19 protein-coding genes, 1 tRNA gene and 1 pseudogene are annotated in these 20,711 nt (G+C 73.4%); 9 read left to right on the top strand and 12 right to left on the bottom strand.

Annotated features, from left to right (window positions below):
* Window positions 1-5: 5 nt before the first annotated feature.
* Entirely contained in the window at window positions 6-1,838 is a 1,833-nt protein-coding gene (locus VE614_RS30120) for a LuxR C-terminal-related transcriptional regulator (RefSeq protein WP_324944231.1), read from the bottom strand.
* 97 nt (window positions 1,839-1,935) lie between these two features.
* Here VE614_RS30120 and VE614_RS30115 point away from each other — a divergent pair, with 97 nt between their 5' ends.
* On the top strand, window positions 1,936-3,021 hold the full coding sequence (locus VE614_RS30115) for a M12 family metallopeptidase (RefSeq protein WP_324944228.1): 1,086 nt from the start codon (window positions 1,936-1,938) through the stop codon (window positions 3,019-3,021).
* Between the two features lie 165 nt (window positions 3,022-3,186).
* Here VE614_RS30115 and VE614_RS30110 read toward each other — a convergent pair.
* Window positions 3,187-3,260, bottom strand: a tRNA-Pro gene (locus tag VE614_RS30110).
* A 241-nt stretch (window positions 3,261-3,501) separates the two neighbouring features.
* Window positions 3,502-3,768 (bottom strand): annotated as a pseudogene (locus VE614_RS30105) (LysR family transcriptional regulator); the annotation flags it as partial.
* A 310-nt stretch (window positions 3,769-4,078) separates the two neighbouring features.
* On the opposite strand from VE614_RS30105, the gene VE614_RS30100 reads away from it, so the two are divergent.
* Window positions 4,079-4,423: a cupin domain-containing protein gene (locus VE614_RS30100; protein WP_324944225.1), complete on the top strand. Its 345-nt coding sequence runs from the start codon at window positions 4,079-4,081 to the stop codon at window positions 4,421-4,423.
* On the opposite strand, the gene VE614_RS30095 is transcribed toward VE614_RS30100, so the two are convergent.
* The gene (locus VE614_RS30095; protein WP_324944222.1) at window positions 4,413-5,429 is read right to left on the bottom strand and encodes a LacI family DNA-binding transcriptional regulator; all 1,017 of its coding nucleotides are present in this window, start codon (window positions 5,427-5,429) and stop codon (window positions 4,413-4,415) included. The two genes, VE614_RS30100 and VE614_RS30095, sit on opposite strands and share 11 nt — an antisense overlap.
* Window positions 5,430-5,561: 132 nt before the next feature.
* Between VE614_RS30095 and VE614_RS30090 the strand changes: the two genes are divergently transcribed.
* Window positions 5,562-6,722, top strand: coding sequence for a Gfo/Idh/MocA family oxidoreductase (locus VE614_RS30090; protein WP_324944219.1), 1,161 nt, complete (start codon window positions 5,562-5,564; stop codon window positions 6,720-6,722).
* Here the strand turns inward: VE614_RS30090 and VE614_RS30085 are convergent.
* Window positions 6,703-7,734 (bottom strand): LacI family DNA-binding transcriptional regulator, encoded by a 1,032-nt coding sequence (locus VE614_RS30085; protein WP_324944216.1) that lies wholly within the window; start codon window positions 7,732-7,734, stop codon window positions 6,703-6,705. The two genes, VE614_RS30090 and VE614_RS30085, sit on opposite strands and share 20 nt — an antisense overlap.
* Window positions 7,735-7,857: 123 nt before the next feature.
* Between VE614_RS30085 and VE614_RS30080 the strand changes: the two genes are divergently transcribed.
* Window positions 7,858-8,862 carry a Gfo/Idh/MocA family protein gene (locus VE614_RS30080; protein WP_324944213.1) on the top strand — a complete coding sequence of 335 codons (1,005 nt, stop codon included), beginning with the start codon at window positions 7,858-7,860 and terminating at the stop codon, window positions 8,860-8,862.
* Window positions 8,863-9,170: 308 nt separating this feature from the next.
* On the opposite strand, the gene VE614_RS30075 is transcribed toward VE614_RS30080, so the two are convergent.
* Complete coding sequence (locus tag VE614_RS30075) at window positions 9,171-10,127, bottom strand: GNAT family N-acetyltransferase (RefSeq protein ID WP_324944210.1); 957 nt, start codon at window positions 10,125-10,127, stop codon at window positions 9,171-9,173.
* Window positions 10,124-11,041: an alpha/beta hydrolase gene (locus tag VE614_RS30070; RefSeq protein ID WP_324944207.1), complete on the bottom strand. Its 918-nt coding sequence runs from the start codon at window positions 11,039-11,041 to the stop codon at window positions 10,124-10,126. Before VE614_RS30070 ends, VE614_RS30075 begins: the two co-directional genes overlap by 4 nt.
* Window positions 11,042-11,101: 60 nt before the next feature.
* Between VE614_RS30070 and VE614_RS30065 the strand changes: the two genes are divergently transcribed.
* Entirely contained in the window at window positions 11,102-11,695 is a 594-nt protein-coding gene (locus VE614_RS30065) for a CGNR zinc finger domain-containing protein (RefSeq protein WP_324944204.1), read from the top strand.
* Between the two features lie 138 nt (window positions 11,696-11,833).
* The gene (locus VE614_RS30060; protein ID WP_324944201.1) at window positions 11,834-12,796 is read left to right on the top strand and encodes a DUF3068 domain-containing protein; all 963 of its coding nucleotides are present in this window, start codon (window positions 11,834-11,836) and stop codon (window positions 12,794-12,796) included.
* 15 nt (window positions 12,797-12,811) lie between these two features.
* On the opposite strand, the gene VE614_RS30055 is transcribed toward VE614_RS30060, so the two are convergent.
* From VE614_RS30055 to VE614_RS30040, 4 genes are read right to left on the bottom strand one after another with little or no spacing between them, the layout of a single operon-like run.
* On the bottom strand, window positions 12,812-13,714 hold the full coding sequence (locus VE614_RS30055; protein WP_324944197.1) for a sugar phosphate isomerase/epimerase: 903 nt from the start codon (window positions 13,712-13,714) through the stop codon (window positions 12,812-12,814).
* Window position 13,715: 1 nt separating this feature from the next.
* The gene (locus VE614_RS30050; protein WP_324944194.1) at window positions 13,716-14,645 is read right to left on the bottom strand and encodes an ATP-binding cassette domain-containing protein; all 930 of its coding nucleotides are present in this window, start codon (window positions 14,643-14,645) and stop codon (window positions 13,716-13,718) included.
* A gap of 7 nt (window positions 14,646-14,652) precedes the next feature.
* On the bottom strand, window positions 14,653-15,729 hold the full coding sequence (locus VE614_RS30045; protein ID WP_324944191.1) for an ABC transporter permease: 1,077 nt from the start codon (window positions 15,727-15,729) through the stop codon (window positions 14,653-14,655).
* Window positions 15,729-16,763 (bottom strand): sugar ABC transporter substrate-binding protein, encoded by a 1,035-nt coding sequence (locus VE614_RS30040; RefSeq protein WP_324944188.1) that lies wholly within the window; start codon window positions 16,761-16,763, stop codon window positions 15,729-15,731. The genes VE614_RS30045 and VE614_RS30040 overlap by 1 nt, the downstream gene beginning before the upstream one ends.
* A gap of 195 nt (window positions 16,764-16,958) precedes the next feature.
* Between VE614_RS30040 and VE614_RS30035 the strand changes: the two genes are divergently transcribed.
* The gene (locus tag VE614_RS30035) at window positions 16,959-17,720 is read left to right on the top strand and encodes a GntR family transcriptional regulator (RefSeq protein ID WP_324944185.1); all 762 of its coding nucleotides are present in this window, start codon (window positions 16,959-16,961) and stop codon (window positions 17,718-17,720) included.
* Window positions 17,721-17,991: 271 nt separating this feature from the next.
* Here VE614_RS30035 and VE614_RS30030 read toward each other — a convergent pair whose 3' ends face one another.
* Entirely contained in the window at window positions 17,992-18,666 is a 675-nt protein-coding gene (locus VE614_RS30030) for a TetR/AcrR family transcriptional regulator (RefSeq protein WP_324944182.1), read from the bottom strand.
* 262 nt (window positions 18,667-18,928) lie between these two features.
* Between VE614_RS30030 and VE614_RS30025 the strand changes: the two genes are divergently transcribed.
* Both VE614_RS30025 and VE614_RS30020 read left to right on the top strand, forming a co-directional pair.
* A complete protein-coding gene (locus VE614_RS30025) occupies window positions 18,929-20,317 on the top strand; it encodes an MFS transporter (RefSeq protein ID WP_324944349.1) in 1,389 nt (462 codons plus the stop codon).
* A gap of 86 nt (window positions 20,318-20,403) precedes the next feature.
* A complete protein-coding gene (locus VE614_RS30020) occupies window positions 20,404-20,706 on the top strand; it encodes a trypco2 family protein (protein WP_324944180.1) in 303 nt (100 codons plus the stop codon).
* The last annotated feature ends 5 nt before the right edge of the window (window positions 20,707-20,711 follow it).

Below are 20,711 nucleotides of genomic sequence, written 5' to 3'. Positions count from 1 at the left end.
CCGCCTCACGCGGGCTGCGGCGCCGGCAGCTCCACCAGCCAGGGCAGCGCCCCCCGGTCGCTCGCGCCGAGCCGGGCGTACGCGCTGTAGAGGTGGTTGCCCACCGTGCGGACGGACAGGGTCAGCCGTTCGGCGATCTGGCGGTTGCTGAGGCCGGCCGCGGCGAGGGTGACGATCTGGCGCTGGCGGGTGGTGAGTTCGCCGAGGACCAAGCCGGAGAGGGCGGGGGTGCGGGCACCGGGACAGCGGCGGGCCAGGGCGACCGCGCGGGTGCGGGCCGTGCGCGCGGCACTGGGGTCGCGGTGGGCCGGGACGGCCTGGGCGCGGGCCTCCGCCGCGAAGAGCAGGAAGCCGCGTTCCTCCAAGCGGGCGGCCACTCGGTCGAGGGCCGGGCCGTCACGGCGGGCGAGGGCGGCGGCGTGCTCCGCGAACAGGCTCCCGGCGGGCAGCAGGCCGAGCACGGACTCGGGGGCGCCGAGGCGTACGGCGTCGTACACGTCGTACATGTCGTCCGAGGCGGCGCAGTTCTGAGCGGGTGCCGGTGCGCACGCGTCCGTCTCCCCCTGCGCGGCGGCCGTCCACACCGCCGCCGGGCCCCGCGCCGTACGGCCGTCGAGGGCGCCCAGCGCGGTCTCCGCGTCGCCCGACTGGGCGGCGGCCAGGGCGAGTTCGACGCGGCAGGCGGTGTCGTCCGCGCCCTGGCGGGCCCAGGCGGCGGCCTCGCGCAGGTCGCCGCGCAGCCGGGCGTAGCGGGCGCGCACGGCGGCGTACCCGGGCGGCACCGGCCCGCCCTCCGCGGCCAGCCACTCCCCCACGGGCGTGGGCAGCGGCCGCACGTCGGCGTCGGCGATCCGCCGGGCCAGCGTGGCCGCCTCGGCGGTGAGCGCGGGCGCGTACCGGCCGGGCGTGCCGGTCAGCCGCCGCGCCCGCAGCCTTCCGGCCGTGGCGCGCAGGGCCGGGCCGTGGAGGGGGTGGACGAGGCGGAGGCCGTGCCGCTCGTCGAGGTGGATCAGCCCGGCCGCCTCCAGGTGTTCGAGCACGTCCGGGTCGAAGGCGTCGGCGTCGGCCGCCAGCGGCTCGGCGAAGGCCAGCCGGTCGAGGGTCTCCCGCTCGCCGGGACCGGTGCGGTCGAGGACCGGCGCGGTGTGCTCGCGGACGGCCGGGGTGAGTGGGACGGGGCCCCGCCAGGCCCACTCGTCGGTGCCGGGCACCCGGGTGAGCAGCCCGCTCTCGCGCACCGCGCCCAGCAGGTCGCGCAGCAGCCGCAGATCGCCCCGGCACAGCCGGTGCAGCCGCCGTACGGTGAGCGGTTCCAGCGGGCGGCCCGCGCCCGCCGCGGCGAGCTGGGCGGTCTCCTCGGCGGGCAGCGGCTCCACGGCGAGCCGGGGCAGCAGTTCGCCGGTCCACAGCCGGGACACCGCGCCGGGCACGGGTGCGCCGTCGGTGGCGACGACCACCAGCCGGGTGCGGCCGTGCACGGCGAGCTGGTGGACGAGGGCGGCCGAGGCTTCGTCCAGCCAGTGGGCGTCGTCGACCAGCAGCAGCCGTACGCCGGACAGCAGCCGCAGCGCGCGGTGCAGGGTGACGGACTCGGGCAGCAGGTGCGCGAACGCGGCGAAGGGGATGCCCCGGGACTCGGGGCTGCCGGCCGCCCGGACGCAGTCGGTGCCGCGGACGGCCTCCGTGACCAGCCGGGTCTTGCCCACGCCGGCCGGTCCGGTGACCACGATGCCGGGCCGGCCGGCCGCGAGCGAGCGGCGGACCAGTTCCAGTTCGTCCTCCCGCCCGGTGAAGGGCCAGGGCAGGTGGAGGGTCTTCACGTCCTGTTCGTAAGTCATCACGTCAGCAGGAGCCGCGCTACTCAGTCCTGATACAGGGGCGGTTGAGTAGACCCCGACTCAGGCGCCCGGGGCCGCCGGACGGCAGTCTGGGCCCATGACCGCACGCTACTGCTCCCTCGCGCAGCAGCCCGCCCCCGCCTTCGCGCCGGGGCTGGCCGCCGAGCGGATCGGTGCGCTCGTCCGGGGGCACCGGATGTGGGTCAACGGCACCGTGCTGCACTACTGCTTCTTCGACGGCGACACCGACGGCTCCGTCATCCCCGTGCCGGGGACCGGGGAGACCCGCCGGGTGCCGTGGGCGGGCAGCAAGGAACAGCAGGACGTCGTCCGGGAGTGCTTCGACGAGTGGCAGCGCCTCGGCATCGGGCTGACCTTCACCGAGGTCGGCGACCGGTCGGAGGCGGAGCTGCGCATCGGGTTCCAGCCCGGCGACGGATCCTGGTCGCTCGTGGGCCGGGACGCCCTGCGGGCCGGACTGCACGAGCGCACCATGAACTTCGGCTGGGACCTGACCGCGCCCGGGGAGCGCGCCACGGCCCTGCACGAGATCGGGCACGCGCTGGGCATGACGCACGAGCACCAGAGCCCGTACGCCGGTATCCACTGGGACGACGAGGCCGTCTACGAGGAGCTGGCGGGCCCGCCCAACTTCTGGACCCGGGACCGGACGTACGTCAACGTCCTGCGCAAGCTGGAGCGGGACGAGGTCAACGGCGCGGTCTGGGACCCGCAGTCGATCATGGAGTATCCGTTTTCGCCGGGGCTGATCCTGGAGCCGGAGCAGTACCGCGGGGGGCTGCATCCGCCGGGCACGCTGTCCGCCGCGGACAAGGAGTTCGCGCTGCGCTGGTACCCGCCGGCGGGCGCGCCCCGGCCGCCCGAGCTGGTGCCGTTCCGGTCGGCACCGCTGCGGCTCGCGCCCGGCGGGCAGGCGGACTTCGCCGTGGAGCCGCCGGAGACCCGCGAGTACACGGTGGGCGTCTTCGGCGCCGCCGACACCGTCGTCGTGGTCTTCGAGGAACGCGACGGCGAACCCCGCTATCTCACCGCCCAGGACGACGGCGGCACCGCCGGCAACGCCACCGTCCGCGCCCGGCTCGTCAAGGGCCGCCGCTATGTCGTCCGCGTACGCCTGTACTCCGCCTGGGGTTCGGGCGAGACGGCCGTCATGTGCTGGTGACGGCCCGGTCCACCGCACGCGGACACGAGACCGCAGTCCGGCACCGGGGGAGCGGCCGAGCGCGTCATCCACGGGGGAGATGACGCGCTCGGCCACGCCGTTCCAGTGAGCCCGGACAGTGAAAAAGGCCCCCACAGGTCTTCCCTGTGAGGGCCCTTCGCCGTGTCGGGACGACAGGATTTGAACCTGCGACCCCTTGACCCCCAGTCAAGTGCGCTACCAAGCTGCGCCACGTCCCGGCGGCCGACACGCGGTCTGCCGCGTGATCGTGCAGGTCGACCCTACCTCATCTGGGGGGCCGGTCACTTCCCCAGTGCCTCCTCGCGCGGCCCGGGGGGGTGTTCGAGCGGTGCGTCGGCCGAAAGGAGGTCCCGCAGTTCCTGGGTGTCGCGGATGTCCTCGGCTCGCCGTCCGCCACGGCCTCGACCCGCGCGGCCACGGCGGCCGCACGGGGGGCGCGCACCCGTCCACTCGGGTGTTTCACTGCGTGCGGTACAGCTCGGTCAGCAGCTCCAGCACCGCCTGGCCGGCCGGATGCGGGTCGTCCCGTCACCAGGCGAGGCGCACGGCGACCGGTTCGGCGTCGCGCACCGCGCGGTAGACCACGCCGGGCCGCCGGTACTGGTGGGCGGTGGACTCCGCCGTCACACCGACGCACCGACCGGTCGCGGTGACCGTGAGCCAGTCGTCGACGTCGTGGCTCTCCTCGGTCGCGGGGCGTAGGTCCGGCGGCCACAGGGCCGGGGTGGGTGACCAGCGTCCGGGCTGGGTTCGCGATCAGGGTTCGGCCTGGACGCGCGACCAGGTTCGGCCTGGCTCAGCAACGAAGCGTCCGACGCGGATACGCGACCAGCGTCCGGCCCGGGTGGGCGAGGGGGCACCCGGGCCCGCGCGCGACCGAGCGACCAGATCCCCGTGTATGACGGACCGGACCTTCCGGCCCCGAGGCCGACCAGCCGTCCCGGCCGAATGCGCGACGAAGTGTCCGGCCCTCCGGGACGATCCCGCACACTCTGTCGGTGCCGGGCAGGGGTCGCGGCTGGCTAGGGTCGGGCGTATGACCCACAGTTTCGCTGTCCGCATCCCCGACGCCGAGCTCGAACCGGAACCGCTGGAGCCCGGGCAGATCCTTTCCGGGACGCCCGAGGTGACCGGCAAGGTGGTGTGGGAGTCGGCGGACGGCCGTCAGGTGCGCGGGATCTGGCAGATCACGCCGGGCGTGGTGACCGACACCGAGGCGGACGAGCTGTTCGTGGTGATCAGCGGGTCGGCGACGATCGAGGTCGAGGACGGGCCGACGCTGAGGGTCGGGCCCGGCGACATGGCGGTGCTGCGCGCGGGCGACCGTACGACCTGGACGGTGCACGAGACGTTGCGCAAGGCGTACGCGATCAACTTGTGAGCGGTGCACCGGGTGGCGGGGCGGTGGTCCCGCGGATCTCCAGGGCCGGCGCGGCGAGATGGGTGCGGCCCTCGCCGCCCGGCCGTTCGAAGCGGTCCAGCAGGCAGCGGGCGGCGCGGCGGCCGACCTCGTGTCCGGCGTGGTCGACGGTGGTGAGCCACAGATGGCGCAGCCGGGCGACGGCCGTGTTGTCGTACCCGGTCACGGACAGGTCGTGCGGGACGCGCAGACCGAGTTCGGCCGCCGCGGACAGGGCGCCGACGGCGGCGATGTCGTTGACGGCGAGCACGGCGGTGGGCCGGCCGGGACGCCCGAGGAGCCGTACGGTCGCCCGGTAGCCGCCCTCCTCCGTCATGTCGCTGGGCTCGACCAGCGCGCCCTCGGCCAGGCCGTGGGCCCGCATGGTCGCCTCGAAGCTGCGCCGGCGCAGCTCGCCGACGGCGCCGTAGCCCGCGATGTGCGCGATCCGGCGGTGGCCGAGCCCGACGAGGTGCTCGGTGACGAGCCGCGCGCCGTGGGTGTCATCGCCGGCGACCAGGTCGACGCCGGGCGGCGCCTCCTCGCGGGCCCCGGCGACCACCACGGGTATGCGCGCGGCGGCCGGGGCGAGCGCGGCGGGGTCGGGCAGGGTGCCGACGACGACCAGCCCGTCCACCCCGAGGTCCAGGAAGGGCCCGGCCGGGTCCTGGCCGGTGCGGCGGTTGAGCCGGGCGTCGGCGAGGACGGTGCGCAGGCCCGCCGTGTGCAGCAGGGAGTTGAGGCCGTCGAGCAGGTCGACGTACCAGGGGTTGCGCAGATCGTGCAGCAGGACGCCGATCGTGCGGGTGCGCTGCTCGCTGAGGCTGCGCGCCGCGGAGTTGGGCCGGTAGTCCAGCTCCCGGACGGCGCGGAGCACGGCGTCCCGCTTCTCGGGCCGCACCTGCTGCGAACCGCGCAGCACCAGTGAGACCAGCGACTTGGACACCCCGGCCCGTTCGGCCACATCGCGGATCGTCGGCGGTCTCATGGGATGGACCGTTCCATGTGCCGCGCCGCCTTGTCAAAGGCCGCGCGGAGGGTTGACACCGGTCAGCGGCGACGCCCAAGGTGACCGGGACAGGAAATGGACCGGTCCAAAGGCGGGCTGAGAGGGGCTGTCATGGTGGAGACGCTGGGCGTCGCCGTCGTCGGATTCGGCTGGATGGGCCGGGTGCACACCCAGGCGTACGCCCGGGTCCGGCACCACTATCCGCAGCTGCCGCTGCGGCCCGAGCTGGTGACGGTCGCCGAGGAGGTGCCCGGCCGGGCCGAGCGGGCCGCCGAGCAGTTCGGGTTCGCCGGGACGGCCCGCGACTGGCGGGAGGTGGCCGCGGATCCGCGGGTGCGGGCGGTCAGCATCACCGCCCCGAACTTCCTGCACCGCGAGATCGGCGTGGCGATGGCCGAGGCGGGCAAGCACATCTGGATCGAGAAGCCGGTGGGCCTGACCGCCGAGGACGCCCGCGCGGTGGCGGACGCGGTCGCGGCGGCCGGGGTGCGGGGCGCGGTCGGCTTCAACTACCGCAACGCGCCCGCCGTGGAGACGGCCCGTTCGCTGATCGCCGAGGGCGCGATCGGCACGCCCACCCATGTCCGCATCCGTCTCTTCAGTGACTACGCGGCCCACCCCGAGGGCGCGCTGACCTGGCGGTACGAGCGGGAGCGGGGCGGCAGCGGAGTGCTCGGCGACCTCGCCTCGCACGGCGTGGACCTGGCCCGGTACCTGCTCGGCGAGATCGCTTCGGTGACCGCCGACACGGCGGTGTTCGTGCCGGAGCGGGCCCGCCCGGCCGGCGCCACGGCCGGGCACAGCCGCGCGGCCGGCGGGGAGCCGGGCCCGGTCGAGAACGAGGACTACGTGAGCTGTCTGCTGCGTTTCGCCTCCGGCGCGCGCGGCGTGCTGGAGGCCTGCCGGGTCTCGGTCGGCGAGCAGAACGGCTACGGCTTCGCGGTGCACGGCACGAGGGGCGCCGTGTTCTGGGACTTCCGGCGTCTGAACGAGCTGGGCGTCTGCCGCGGCGACCGCTACCAGGACCAGCCCGTGAGCACGGTGTACGTCGGCCCCGGCGACGGCGAGTTCGGCGCGTTCCAGCCGGGGGCCGCCAACGCCATGGGCTACGACGACCTGAAGGTGATCGAGGCGTACCGGTTCCTGCGGTCGATCGCCGAGGACAGACCGTACGGCGCGACGCTCACGGACGCCGTGCGCGGCGCCGCCGTCCTGGACGCGATGATCCGCTCGGCGCGCAGCGGTGCCTGGGTCAGCCCGGCGCTGTCGTAGGCACGTTGTACGGCGTGACCACCTGGATCGGGGACGGCAGGGTGGGTCCGGCGGGCGGCAGCGCGCCGTGCGCCCGCATCACCAGATGGCAGGCCTCGCGCAGGTCGTGCCGCAGGTCGTGGTGGAGGACGGCGGACAGGCGGTGCTCGCGCAGCAGCCGGGTGTTGTCGTGATCGAGGTCGTGCGCGACGAAGACGGCGCACTCCCGGCCGGCGTCCTCGAAGGCGCGCAGCGTGGCGATGTTGCCGCCGCCGATCGAGTAGACCGCGCGGATCTCCGGGTCGCGGTCGAGGGCGGCGCGGACCAGGTCGTACTGGGTGGCGTCCAGGCCCTGGCCCTCGGCGATCTCGACCAGGGTGCGGTCCGGGTGCCGGGCACGCAGGGTGGCCCGGAAGCCCATCTCGCGTTCCTCCTCGTTGCGGAAGAAGCCGCTGCTGAGGCTGGTGAGCACATGGGCGGGCCGGTCGCCGAGCCACTGGCCCAGGAGATACGCGGCGGTGGCGCCAGCCGCCCGGTTGTCGATGCCGACATAGCCGATCCGGGCGCTGGCGGGCAGATCGGTGACGAGGGTGACCACCGGGATGCCCGCGGCGGTCAGCCGGCCGACGGCGGCGGTGACCTCGGGGACGTCCGGCGCCTTGAGGATGACGCCCTGGGAGCCGCGCCGGGCGATGCGGTCCAGGGTGGCGGGCAGTTCGCCGGCCGGGCCGGTCTCGCGGAAGTGGAAGCGGGAACGCACCACGGCCGGGTGCAGTGCGGGCAGCTCGGCCTCCAGGGCGGTGCGGACGGCGGTGGAGAACCGCTCCGGCGCCTGCATCACGATGTCGATCATGAAGGTGCGGCCGACGAGCCGGACCTGGGTGCGCTGCCGGTCCAGGTCGGCGATGGCCCGGTGCACCTCCTGCGCGGTGCTGGGGCGCACCCCGCCGCGCCCGTTCAGGACGCGGTCGACGGTGGCCTCGCTCAGCCCGGCCTGACGTGCGATCTCCCGGAGGGGGAAGGGATGGCCCACGCCTGGCTCCTCGCGCTTCTTGAGGGTTTTTTGACGGCTCGCTGATGGTTGCCGGAAAGCTTTGTCCTGACAAGAATGACAGCACTCCGTCGCCCCTGTCAGCGAAAGGACGGCAGCCGTTCCATGCGCATCGGAATCCTCGGCCTCGGCCGCATCGGCGCCTTTCACGCCGAGACCCTGTCCGGGCTCGACGCGGTCGACTCGCTCGTGCTGACCGACCCGTTCGCGGACGCCGCGAAGTCCGCCGCGGAGCGGTTCGGCGGGGAGGTCGTGGACTCGCCGGAGGCGGTGCTGTCCGCCGGGGTCGACGGGGTGGTGATCGCCGCCGCGACCGACGCCCACCCGGGCCTGATCCTCGCCGCCGCGCGGGCCGGGGTGCCCGTCTTCTGCGAGAAGCCCGTCGCCCGCACCATGAGCGAGGGCGTCGCGGTCCTGAACGCCGTGCGGGGCACGGACGTGCCGATCCAGATCGGCTTCAACCGCCGCTTCGACGCCGGTTTCGCGGCCGCCCGTGCCGCGGTGCGCAGCGGTGAACTGGGCCCGTTGCACACCGTGCGGTCGACCACCCTGGACCCGGCGCCGCCGCCCGCCGCGTACATCGCGGCCTCCGGCGGCATCTTCCGGGACTGCTCCGTGCACGACTTCGACATCATCCGCTGGGTGACGGGCCGCGAGGTGACCGAGGTGTACGCCGTCGGCGGCAACCGGGGCGCCGATCACATCGCCGCCGCGGGCGACGCGGACACCACCGGTGCGCTGCTCACCCTGGACGACGGGACGATCGCGGTCGTCTCCAACTCCCGCCACAACGCCCGGGGACACGACGTGCGGATGGAGCTGCACGGCTTCGCCGACTCCATCGCGGTCGGTCTGGAGGACAGACTGCCGCTGCGCTCGGTGGAGCCGGGCGTCACCTTCCCGGCCGGGACCCCGCACGACTTCTTCATGGACCGCTTCGCCGCCGCCTATCGCGCCGAACTCGCCGCGTTCACGGAGGTGGTGGCCGGTGTGCGGCCCTCGCCGTGCACGGTCGAGGACGCGCTGGAGGCGGGCTGGATCGCCGAGGCGTGCACGCTGTCGCGGGCCGAGCACCGGCCGGTGACGATCGAGGAGGTGCGCACCGCCTGACTCGGTGGTGGGACGCCGGCTGCGAAGGTGGGCAGGTCGCCGCCGAGGCAGCAGACGCGGAACACCAGGTCCTCGGGGAGCAGGTCGGCGGAGCGCCAGACCACCCAGCCCACGCCGAGCGGGGCCGTGCCGCGCCCCGGCCCGGTCCAGGACGGCTTCGGGGGAGGCCGGGGGCGAGCACCCGAGCAGCACTTGTGTGGGGGACAGCGAGCCCGCACCCGGCTTCCCTGGTCGGCAATCTTCCACACCGGCCGTCCGCCCGCGCGCCGAACGCGTCCGGACGGCGGCCGTCCGGGCCGCGGGCCGTCCTACGGCGCCGAAAGCACCAGGCGGCGGGCGAAGTTGCGGTAGCCGAGACGGGTGAACGCGGCGGCCATCGGGGCGTTCACCAGGTCGGTGTCGGCGCGCACGGTGTCCGCTCCCGCCTCCTCGGCGAGGAAGCGGGTGATCTCGGCCAGCAGGTCGTCCGCGTAGCCGTGGCCGCGGTGCTCGGGCAGCACGCCGAGGTAGCCGACGACATGGGCGCCGGGGTTGCGGGAGGGCAGCGCGAAGCCGACCGGACGGCCCTGCGGGGTCTCGGCGATCCGCCACCAGGCGCGGTCGCCGGGCATCTCCTCCCGGTAGAAGGCGACGTCGGCCCGGGCCTGCGCCTCGGCGCCCACGGCCGCCGCGGCGGTGCGGGAGGCCGTGTCGAGGGTGCCCTCCAGCACCCGGCGGAACAGGTCGACGAAGACCTCGTCGTCCGGCTCGGCCCGGAAGCGCAGCCGGCCGGAGGGCCGGGGAACACCGGTCTCGGGGGTCCACTCGAAGCGGAGCCGTTCGAGGGAGGCGGTGAGTCCGGCGCGCCGGGCGGCCTCCCGGCGCCAGCGCAGGGCGGCGGCCGCCTCGGGCCGCTCGCGCCAGTCCGCGGGCAGCGCGACGTGGTACTCGGGCGGGGTGGTCAGGCCGCCTGCGGCGAAGGCGGTGTGCGCGGCGGTGAGGATCCGGGCCGCGAGGCGGGTGCGGGCCTCGTCGGTTCCGTCGAGGTCGCGGACGTTCAGCACGTCGAGCGCGGCCGGCTCGGTGTCGTGCGGTCCGCCCCACCAGACGGCCAGGGCGACCGGCTCGCCGCCGTCCTCGGCCAGCCAGCTCCGCTCGGGCCGGTACTCGCCCGTGCCGAGCCGGTCGCGGAAGGTGTCGGCGTCGGCCCAGACGCCGACCTCCCCGGCGGGCAGCAGGGGCAGCACCCGGTCGGTGTCGGAGCCGGTCAGCGGGCGGATGATCACGAGGCCTCCGAGGCGGGTCGGTCCCAGGTGCGGTCGAGGAATCCGGCGATCAGCGGGGCGATCTCCGGCAGGTGGTCCTCCAGGGCGAAGTGCCCGGTGGGGAACAGGTGCAGTTCGGCGTCGGGCAGGTCGCGCAGATAGGCGCGGGCGCCGTCGGGGGTGAAGAACGGGTCTCCCGTGCCCCAGGTGATGAGGGTGGGCGGGCGGTGGGCGCGCAGCCAGGCCTGCCAGTCCGGGTAGGCGGCGAGGTTGCTCTTGTAGTCGTAGGCCAGGGCGAGTTGAGCCTGCTTGCGGCCCGGCTGGTCGAGGAAGTGCTGGTCGAGCAGCCAGCCCTCGGGGGCGACGAGCGCCGGTTCGGCCGTGCCGCCCTCGTACTGGGCGCGGGTGGCGGAGAGGGTGAACAGGTCGAGGACGGTCCGCTCGGCGCCCGGGGTGTCCGGGGTGAGGGCGGTGAACTCGCGGGCGGCGTCGGACAGTCCGTCGAGGTAGGCGTTGCCGTTCTGCACCACGAGGCCGGCGACGCGGCCGGGGTGGCGCAGTGCCAGGCGCAGGCCGACCGGGGCGCCGAAGTCGAACAGGTACAGCGTGTACCGGGTCAGTCCGAGCCGTTCGGTGAAGCCTTCGACGATGTCGGTGAGCCGGTCGAAGGAGTAGGTGAAGTCGTCCGGGACGCGGGTGTGCCCGAAGCCCGGGTAGTCGGGGGCGATCAGCCGGTAGTGCCGGCCGAGGGTGTCGATGAGCCGCCGGAACTGGTGGGAGGCGGACGGGAAGCCGTGCAGGAGCAGCAGTACGGGGGCGTCCGGACGGTCGGGCAGGGACTCGCGGTAGAAGACGTCGGCCCCGTCGACGTGCAGGTGCCGGTGGGCGGTTCGGGCGGGCGGGCTGATGCGCGGGGCGATCGCCGAGGTGGTCATGCGACAGTCATACGTCACCCTCTTCTAACGCGTCAACTGCTTTATGTAGCATTAGACTTCATGAACGTCAGCGCACTGCCGACCGGGGAGCCCCTCCCCCTGGACCTCGTCAACACCCGTCCGCTGAGCGGCGGAAGCCGTGCCGACCTGCTCGGCACCCCGGACCGGCTCGCCGCCTGGCTGGCCCGGCAGAGGGACCGGCTGGGCGGGGAGACGGACCGGTTGGCCGGGGAGACGGTCGGCCCCGCGCCGAGCGAGGCCGACCTCGCCCCCGTGCACGCCGTCCGCGCCCATACCGAGGCGGCGCTGCGCGCGCTGCTGGACGGACGGCGTCCGCCGGAGTCCGCGCTGCGCGGACTCGCCGACGCCCAGCGCGCTGCCCCGGCCGTCCTGGTCCCGGTCTGGGACGGTACGGCGGTCACCGCCCCGCCGCGCCGCACCGGTCCGCTCGGCGTCCGGCTGGCCGCGCTGCTCGCGGAGGCCGCCGCCGCCCTGCTGGCCGACCCGGCGGTCGCCCGGGTCAAGGAGTGCGAGGCCGACGACTGTGTCCTGCTGTTCCTGCCGGCGCACCCCCGCCGCCGCTGGTGCTCCCCCGCCCGCTGCGGCAACCGCACCCGGGTCGCCCGCCATTACCGGCGGCACAGGAGTTCCTGAGGCCGAGGGGCCGGGTGCGGGCCCGTCGGCGGGGCCGGTTTTGTCACGCGGATGCGTAGACGCGCCGTACGGGCCGCCGTACGGTCGCCGGGCAGCGGGGCCGCCGCTGCCCCGGAGCCCTGGAGTGCCGGAGTGCCGATGCGCCGTAGCACCTCGCCCCTCTCCCTGGTCCTGCTGGGCCTGGGCGTCTTCCTGCTGGTCCTCGCGCCGATGCTGGTCTGGTACGTCAAGCCGCGCGCGGCGGTGAACCCGATCGACATCGACGTCACCGCCGTCTACACGGGAACGGGCAGCTACTTCGACGTCGGCGAGGCCGAGACGGTCCGCGACCGGCGGATCACCGTCACCCAGCGGGTGCGCGGGGACGTCGCCGACAGCGAGCGCAGCGGCAAGGCGGTCTGGGACGTGGTGACCACCGTCGACACCGACGACTCGCTGCCCGCCGCCGATCCGCACGACGCGCTGGACTTCTCCACCGACCGCTGGGTCACCGACCGCGGCACCAACCGGCCCGCGCACTGCTGCGACGAGCAGCCGTACCACGAGGGCGAGGCCTACCTGAAGTTCCCCTTCGGCGTCGAGAAGCGCCCGTACAGCTGGTGGGACAGCCAGCTGGGCTCGACGGTCACCCTGTCCTACCGGGGCACCGAGAAGATCCACGGCCACCGGGGTTACGTCTTCACCGGCACCGTCCCGCCGACGAAGGTCGGCACCCGCCAGGTGCCGGGCGCGCTGGTGGGGCGGCCGGGGGCCGCCCAGGTGCTCGCCGAGGAGTGGTACGCGAACCACGGCATCAGACTGGTCGTCGACCAGACCACCGGCCGCACCCTGTACGCCCAGCTCGGCCCCCGCCGCACCCTGCGCGCGCCGGGCGGTGACAAGGACGCGGTGGTGCTCCTCGACGTCCCGAAGCTCACCCACACCACCGCCACCCAGGAGTTCGCGGTGAGCCGCGCCAAGGAGGACAACGCCCGGCTGCGCGCGGTGGGCCGGACCATACCGCTCACGGCGGCGGTGACGGGGCTCGTCCTCACGGCCGGCGGCGCGGTGCTGCTGGCCCGCGGCGGACGGCGGGGCGCCAGGACACCGGACGGCACCTGACCGTCTGCCGGGCGCTCACGCCCCGCAGGAGCGCAGGAACTTCCGGGTCCGGACCGCGATCGGCAGCGGCTTGTCCGGTTCGCAGGGGTACATGTCCTGCTCGACGATGGCGAACAGCTCGACGCCGAGGCGCTGGGCCGCCACCAGGACGGGCTCCAGGTCCGGCACCCCGGCGGGCGGTTCGCACATCACACCCCGCTGCACCGCGGGCCCGAACGGCACCCCGCCCGCGACCACGTCGGCCAGGATCTCCGGGTCGACCTGCTTGAGGTGAAGGTAGCCGATGCGCTCGCCGTACGTCTCGATCAGTTTGACGCTGTCGCCGCCGCAGTAGGCGTAGTGCCCGGTGTCCAGGCAGAGGTTGACCAGGTCGGAGTCGGTGGAGTCGAGGAAGCGCTCGACGTGTGCCTCGGTGTCGATGTGGGTGTCGGCGTGCGGGTGGACGACGATGTCCAGGCCGTAGGTCTCCTTCACCTCGTGGCCGAGCCGTTCCATGCCCTTGGTGAGGTGGGCCCACTGCTCGGCGGTCAGCTCCGGCGGCTCCAGGATCTCGGCGGTCTTGTCGTCCCGCCAGAAGGAGGGGATGACGACCAGGTGCCGCGCGCCCATGGCCCGGGTGAGCGCGGCGACCTGGCCGACGTGCTCCCAGGTGGCCTCCCAGACGGCGGGGCCGCGGTGCAGGCCGGTGAAGACCGTGCCCGCCGAGACCTTCAGATTCCGCTTGCCGACCTCGTCGGTGAGGCGGGCCGGGTCGGTCGGCAGATAGCCGTACGGGCCCAGCTCGATCCAGGAGTAACCGGCCTCGGCGACCTCGTCGAGGAAGCGTTCCCAGGGCACCTGCTTCGGGTCGTCGGGGAACCAGACGCCCCAGGAGTCGGGGGCGGAGCCGACCCGGATGCGGTCGAGCACAGGGGCCATGTCAGGAGTTCCCTTCCGAAGACGACGGGGACGACGGAGACGACGGGGACGACGGGGACGACGGAGACGACGGAGACGACGGAGACGGTGCCGCGGGGGCCCGGAGGTCCCGCTCGTCGGGGAGTTCTTCGACGTCGACGCCGCGGACCTGGGCGAGTTCGTGCTTGAGGGCGGCGAGTTCGGCGCCTCCGGCCATGTGGTTGGTCAGCTCTTCGAGGCTGACCTCGCTGCGGTCGGCGGAGAGTTCCAGGGTGCCCAGGCGCAGCACGCTGAAGTGGTCGCCGACCATGTAGGCGTGGTGGGGGTTGTGGGTGATGAAGATGACGCCGAGGCCGCGGTCGCGCGCGGCGGCGATGTACTTCAGGACGACGCCGGACTGCTTGACGCCGAGCGCGGCCGTCGGCTCGTCGAGGATCAGCACCCGGGCGCCGAAGTGGACGGCGCGGGCGATGGCGACGCACTGGCGCTGGCCGCCGGAGAGGGTGCCGATGGGCTGTTCGAGGTCGTCGAGGACGATCCCCATGTTGCGCAGCTCCTCGTCGGCGGTCCGCTTCATCCGGTCGATGTCGAGGCGGCGGAGCGGCCACGGTCCCTTGGTGAGCTCGGAGCCGAGGAAGAAGTTCCGCCACACCGGCATCAGCGGCACGGTCGCCAGGTCCTGGTAGACGGTGGCGATGCCCTTGTCGAGGGCCTCGCGCGGGGTGGCGAAGCGCACCGGCTCGCCGTCGACGAGGAACTCGCCCTCGGTGTGCCGGTGCAGCCCGGAGACGATCTTGATGAGGGTGGACTTGCCGGCGCCGTTGTCGCCGAGTACGCAGGTCACCCTGGAGGGGCGGACGGTGAGGTCGACGCCGTGCAGGGCGCGGATGTTGCCGTACGACTTGCCGGCCGCGCGGAGTTCGACGAGGGGTGTCTCGGTCGCGGTGGTCATGGGTGGCTCACCTCCGGGTCGCGGTCCTGCGGACCCACAGATTGATCAGGGTGGCGCCGAGCAGCATCACGCCGAGGAAGGCCTTGAACCAGTCCGGGTTCCAGCCCGCGTAGACGATGCCCTGCTGCACCATGCCGAACATGAAAGCACCGAAGACCGGGCCGATCGCGGAGCCGTAGCCGCCGGTGAGCAGACAGCCGCCGATGACCGCCGCGGCGATGTAGATCAGCTCCTGGCCGACGCCCTCGCCGGACTGCACGGTGTTGAAGGAGAACAACTGGTGCATGCCGACGAACCAGGCGCCGAAGCCGACCAGCATGAACAGGGAGATCTTGGTGAAGGTGACGGGCACGCCGACGGCACGCGCGCTCTCCTGGTTGCCGCCGACCGCGAAGACCCAGTTGCCGTACCTGGTGCGCAGCAGCACCCAGGTGGCGAGGGCGGCGAAGACCAGCCACCACACCACGGTGATCTTCACCTGGACGCCGCCGATGCCGAAGGAGGAGGCGAAGATCGCCTTGGCCTGGCCGAAGCCGTCCATGTCGCTGATGTCGTCGGTCGCGACGTTGCCGGTGATCAGCTTGGTGACGGCGAGGTTGACGCCCTGGAGGATCAGGAAGGTGCCGAGCGTGACCAGGAAGCTCGGCAGCCCGGTCCTCACCAGCATCCAGCCGTTGAGCAGGCCCACGGCGAGCGAGACGGCGAGGGCGGCGATCACGCCGGCCCAGACGTTCATCGTCAGCTGGTAGCTGATCATGCTCGCGGTGAGCGCGGAGGTGATCACCGCGACGCCGGACGACAGGTCGAACTCACCGCCGATCATCAGCAGCGCCACCGGCAGCGCCATGATCCCGATGGTCGACGACTGGTAGAGGATGTTCGCCATCGAGCTGCCGTCGCGCACCGCGGGCGCGGCGATCAGGAAGAACACGAACACCGCGACGGCGCCGAGGAAGACGCCCACCTCCGGCCGGGCGAGCAGCCGCAGCGCGAGCGGGCGCCGGGTGGTGCGCCCGTCGGTCCCCTTCGGGCCGGGGGCCGGCGGTGCGGTCACCGCCGGCGCAGCCTGCTGGGCCATGCTCATCACCGGGTGCCCTTCGCGGCGAACTCGGCGATCCGGTCGACGTTGGACTTGTCGACGAAGGCCGGGCCGGTCAGCACGGGCTGCTCACCGCCGCCGCTGTAGTTGCCGTTGTTCTCGTAGAGCCACAGGGAGTCGACCGCGAGGTACCCCTGGAGGTAGGGCTGCTGGTCGACGGCGAACTCGATGGTGCCGTCGCCGATGGCGCCGGTGAGCTGCTTGTTGAGGTCGAAGGTGGCGATCTTCGCCCCGCTCCCCGCCTCGGCCACCGACTGCACCGCCGTCAGTGCGAAGGGCGCGCCGAGGGTGACGACGTAGTCGATGGCGTCGTCCTCCTTGAGCTTGGCGGTGATGGTGGACTTCACCGAGGGCATGTCGGTGCCGTTGACGTAGAGGGTCTCGGTGTCACCGGAGAAGGTTTTCCGCACGCCGTCGCAGCGCTGGGTGAGGCCGATGTTGCCCTGTTCCTGGATGACGCACACGGCCCTTTTGGCGCCGGCCTCGTTCAGCCGCTTGCCGAGCGCTTCTCCGGCCACGGTCTCGTCCTGCCCGAAGAACTGCGTGAGGCCGAGCTCGCGCCATTCGCTGACGCCGGAGTTGAGGCCGACCACGGGTATGCCGGCCGCGTTCGCCTTGCGCACCACGTCCTTGAGGGCATCCGGCTTGGCGAGGGTGATGGCGATGCCGTCGACCTTCTGGTCGATCGCGTTCTGCACCAGGTTGGCCTGGTTGCCCGCGTTGGGGTCGGCCGAGTAGACCAGCTTGACGTTGTCCTTGGCGGCGGCGGCCTCGGCGCCCTTGCGGACGATGTCCCAGAAGGTGTCGCCGGGCGACTGGTGGGTGATCAGGGCGACCGTCATCCGGGGCGTGGAGGCCTTGCCCGCGGCGGCGCCCTCCGCCGACTCCTCGGCCTTCTTGCCGCCGGAGCCGCTGGAGCAGCCGGCGAGGACCAGGGCCGCCGCCGCTGCCACGGCCAGGGCTGAGGTGATGCTGCGGGAGCGGGGGCGGGACGAGCGGTCCCGAGGAGTGCGGTCCATCTTTCCTGCACCTCACTGTGCGACGGGGGAAGCACGGCTCTTGCGTTGAGACCGGATTCCATCCCTTGGGGGGCCCGCTGTCAATACTTTGTTAAGACATCATTTCACAAGCAGGTCCGAATGTAAGTACAAAGTGTTGACAAGGTGTCCACCCCCGGCCTACACCTGGTGACCACCGCCCCAGGAGGTGCCCCCGTGGTGACGACCGTCTCCGCTCTCGACGCCGTGCGCTTCACCCTCGACCGCACCAGCCCGGTCCCGCTGTACCACCAGCTCGCACGACAACTGGAGGAGGCGATCGAGCGGGGCGCGCTCGCCCCCGGGAACCTGCTGGGGAACGAAGTCGACCTCTCCGCCCGCCTGGGCCTGTCCCGGCCCACGGTCCGCCAGGCCATCCAGTCACTGGTCGACAAGGGACTCCTGGTGCGCCGCCGCGGCGTCGGCACCCAGGTGGTGCACAGCCAGGTCCGGCGTCCGCTCGAACTGAGCAGTCTCTACGACGACCTGCGGGCCGCCGGGCAGGATCCGGCCACCCGCGTGCTGCGCAACGACCACGTTCCCGCACCCGCCGGCGTGGCCGCCGCGCTCGGCGTCCCGGAGGGCGCCGACGTCGTCGTCCTGGAGCGGCTGCGGCTCACCCACGGCCAGCCGGTGGCCTACCTGTGCAACTACCTGCCGCCGGGCCTGCTCGACCTCGACACCGGCCGGCTGGGGACGACCGGCCTGTACCGCATGCTGCGCGCCGCGGGCCTCACCCTGCACAGCGCCCGCCAGACCGTCGGCGCCCGCTCCGCCGCGGCGGAGGAGGCCGCCCTGCTCGACGAGCGGGAGGGCGCCGCCCTGCTCACCATGGAGCGCACCGCCTACGACGACACCGGCCGTCCCGTCGAGTACGGCTCCCACCTCTACCGCGCCTCGCGCTACGCCTTCGACTTCCGGCTCCTGGTACGCCCCTGACCGGCCCTCCGGCTCGGTGCGCCGCTTCCGGCCGGGCCCGCTGATCCTCCGTCGGCTCCGGATCGACGGCCGCCGCGTTCTCCTCCGGCCGGGCCGCCGACACGGACGTGGGCGCCCGCCGGCAGCGGCGAGGAGGCGACCCGGGTGAGGCCGGGATCCGCCCGCGGACAGCCGAGGGGTCCGGGGCCCGCGTGGCCGAAGCCGCCGGGAAGAGGTCGCTCGGCACGTCGAAGCGCGGGCGCGGATGACCGGGCCGGCACCGGAGCACCTCTCACGGCGGTGCGCCGGGGCCCTGCCGAGCGCGCAACCGGCCGCCAGGGGCGGAGAAGGTGCGCGGCACCCGAGGCGGCGCGGCGCGGAGCGCACGCTGCTCCATCCCGTCGAGCAGCGTCTCCAGCCCCGTCTCGAAGTCGTCCTCCGTGGCCCGCAGCGGCGACTGCTCCGGCTTGTCCCCGCCGGGCAGCAGTTGCTGCGCCACATGCTGGATGCACACCCCCTGCACGTACGACCACACGGCGATCGCGAACGACCGCGCGAGGCCGGGGTCGTCGGTGAGCCCCCCGAGCGCGTCCACCATCCAGTCGAGGCAGGTGGTGTCGGAGAAGTGCCGGGCGGAGCTGGAGGTCACCAGCGCCCAGGGGTGTGCGCAGTAGACCTCCCAGTCGAGCCGCGCCGCGAGCCGCATCGCGTCCCGCCAGTCGTCCGGGGCGGGTTCGGGATAGGGGTGTTCGTCGCATGCCGCCCGGGTGATCGCGGTGAGCAGGGCGTCCTTGTTCGCCACGTGCCGGTAGAGCGACATGACGCCCGAGTCCAGCTCGGTGGCGAGGCGTCGCATCGAGAGCGCGGCGACGCCCTCGGCGTCGGCGACGCGCATCGCCGCCGCCACGATGGCGTCCCGGGACAGGCCGGGTGAACTCGCCTGTCCGGACTGCTTCCTGATGACCATGGCGAAGTCTAACCGGCGGCTTGCGTACACCGCACGCACAGGTCTAGCGTACGGCGTACGCGCAGCGTGCGTACGCCGTACGCGTCGGGAGCGCGCGGCGTCCGCGCGCCCGTCGCGCACGCCGTCGTCCGACGGCGCACTCCCCTTCGCACCTCCTCCTGAAAGGTCGCCCGTGACCTCCCTCGGCTTAACCGCGGAGCGAGCCGGCCGACGGGCCTGGCTCGGCCTCCTCGTCGTGCTCGGCCCCGTCGCACTCGTCGCGATGGACGGCTCCGTCCTCTACCTCGCGATGCCCGGCATCACCTCCGCGCTCACCCCCACCACGGACCAGGCCCTGTGGATCCTGGACAGCTACGGCTTCGCGGTCTCGTCCCTGCTCATCGCCTTCGGCAACCTCGGCGACCGCTACGGCAGGCTACGGTTCCTGCTGAGCGGCGCCGTCGTCTTCGGCGTCGGATCGGCCGGTGCCGCCTTCTCCCCGAGCCCGGAACTGCTCATCGGCTGCCGCGTACTGATGGGTCTGGGCGGCGCGACACTGCTGCCCTCCGGCCTCGCGATCATCAGCAGCCTCTTCCCCGACCCGCGGCAACGCTCCCGGGCCATCGGCGTCTTCGCGGCCACCTTCGCCGCCGGCTTCGCGGCCGGGCCGGTGGTCGGCGGCCTGCTGCTCAGCCGGTTCGCCTGGGGATCGGTCTTCCTCATCAACATCCCGGTCGTCGTCCTCTTCGTCGCCCTGGCCCCGTTCCTGCTGCGCGAGGTGCGCACCTCCGACCCCGGGCGCGTCGACGCCCTCAGCGTCGTCCTGTCCGCCGCCGGCATCCTGCTGACCGTGTACGCGGTCAAGGCGGTCGCGGCGGAGGGCTTCTCCACGGCCCAGACCGTCCTCGGACTCGTCGGCGCCGCCCTTCTGGTCTGGTTCGCGCGCCGACAGCTCACCTTGGAACACCCACTGCTCGACCTGCGGCTCTTCCAGGACCGCGTCTTCACCGTGGCGATCCTCACCGGGCTGCTGTCCCTGGTCGCCTGGGCGGCGGCGGGCTACCTCACCGGCACGTATCTCCAGTCCGTGCTCGGCCACGGCGTCCTGGCGGCGGCCCTGCTGGCACTCCCCGGCGCGGCCGTCCTCACCGCCGCCTGCGTCGGCGCGAACGCTGCCGTCGAGCGGATCGGCAAGCGGTCGGCGCTCATCGCCTCCCACTTCTTCATGGGAACCGGCCTGCTGCTCCTGCTGCTGACCACCGGCGAGCAGGGCGTGGCGGCGTTCATCGCGTCCTCGGTCGTCACCGGAGTCGGCTACGGCTTCTCCTTCAGCCTGGTGGCGGACACGGCGGTCGCGGCGGTGCCCGCCGAGCGCGCCGGCTCGGCCGCCTCCATCGCCGAGACCAGCAACGAACTCGGCAACGCCCTCGGCATCTCCCTGCTCGGCTCCCTGGCGGCCCTCTGCTTCCGGCTGACCGGCCCCGGCGTGGCCGACACCCTCGACGAGACCCTGGACACCCCGGGCCTGCCCGCCACCACCCTCGCGCAAGCCGAGCACGCCTTCCTCACCGGCATGCACGTGGCGATCGGCGTGGCGAGCGCGCTGTGCCTGGCACTGGGAGTACTGGCGGTGCGGTGGGTGCCCGAGGAGAAGCCGGTCCCGAGGGCCTAGCATGATGAGCTGATCACGTAGGAGTTGTCCGCGGCGTCATCGTGAGGGGCGTTCGGACGGGCGACAGCCGGACACATGGGGGACTCGTGCAGATCGGCTTGACCGAGGCCATCAAGGCGCTGCGCACCGAACTTGCGCAGGCCGTGTCGGACGGCGAGGGCCAGCCGGTTCGGCTCCGCGTGGAGTCGGTGAAGCTCGACATGCAGGTCGCCGTGACAGCGTCGACGGAAGCCGACGGAGGGGTGAAGTTCTGGGTGCTGTCCCTCGGCGGGAAGACGACCGAGGGCGTCACCGGCACGCACACCGTGTCGCTGGAGTTCACCGCCGAGACGGCCGACGGCGGCACGGTCCTGACGAACTCCGGGCGCAGGACGGCTCTGGAGGACTGACGGCA

Origin of the sequence: Streptomyces sp., assembly GCF_035645055.1 — a bacterium.
Taxonomy (GTDB): Bacteria; Actinomycetota; Actinomycetes; order Streptomycetales; family Streptomycetaceae; genus Streptomyces.
The sequence above is the reverse complement of the archived record's forward strand: the minus strand, read 5'-3'. Positions and strand labels throughout refer to the sequence as shown.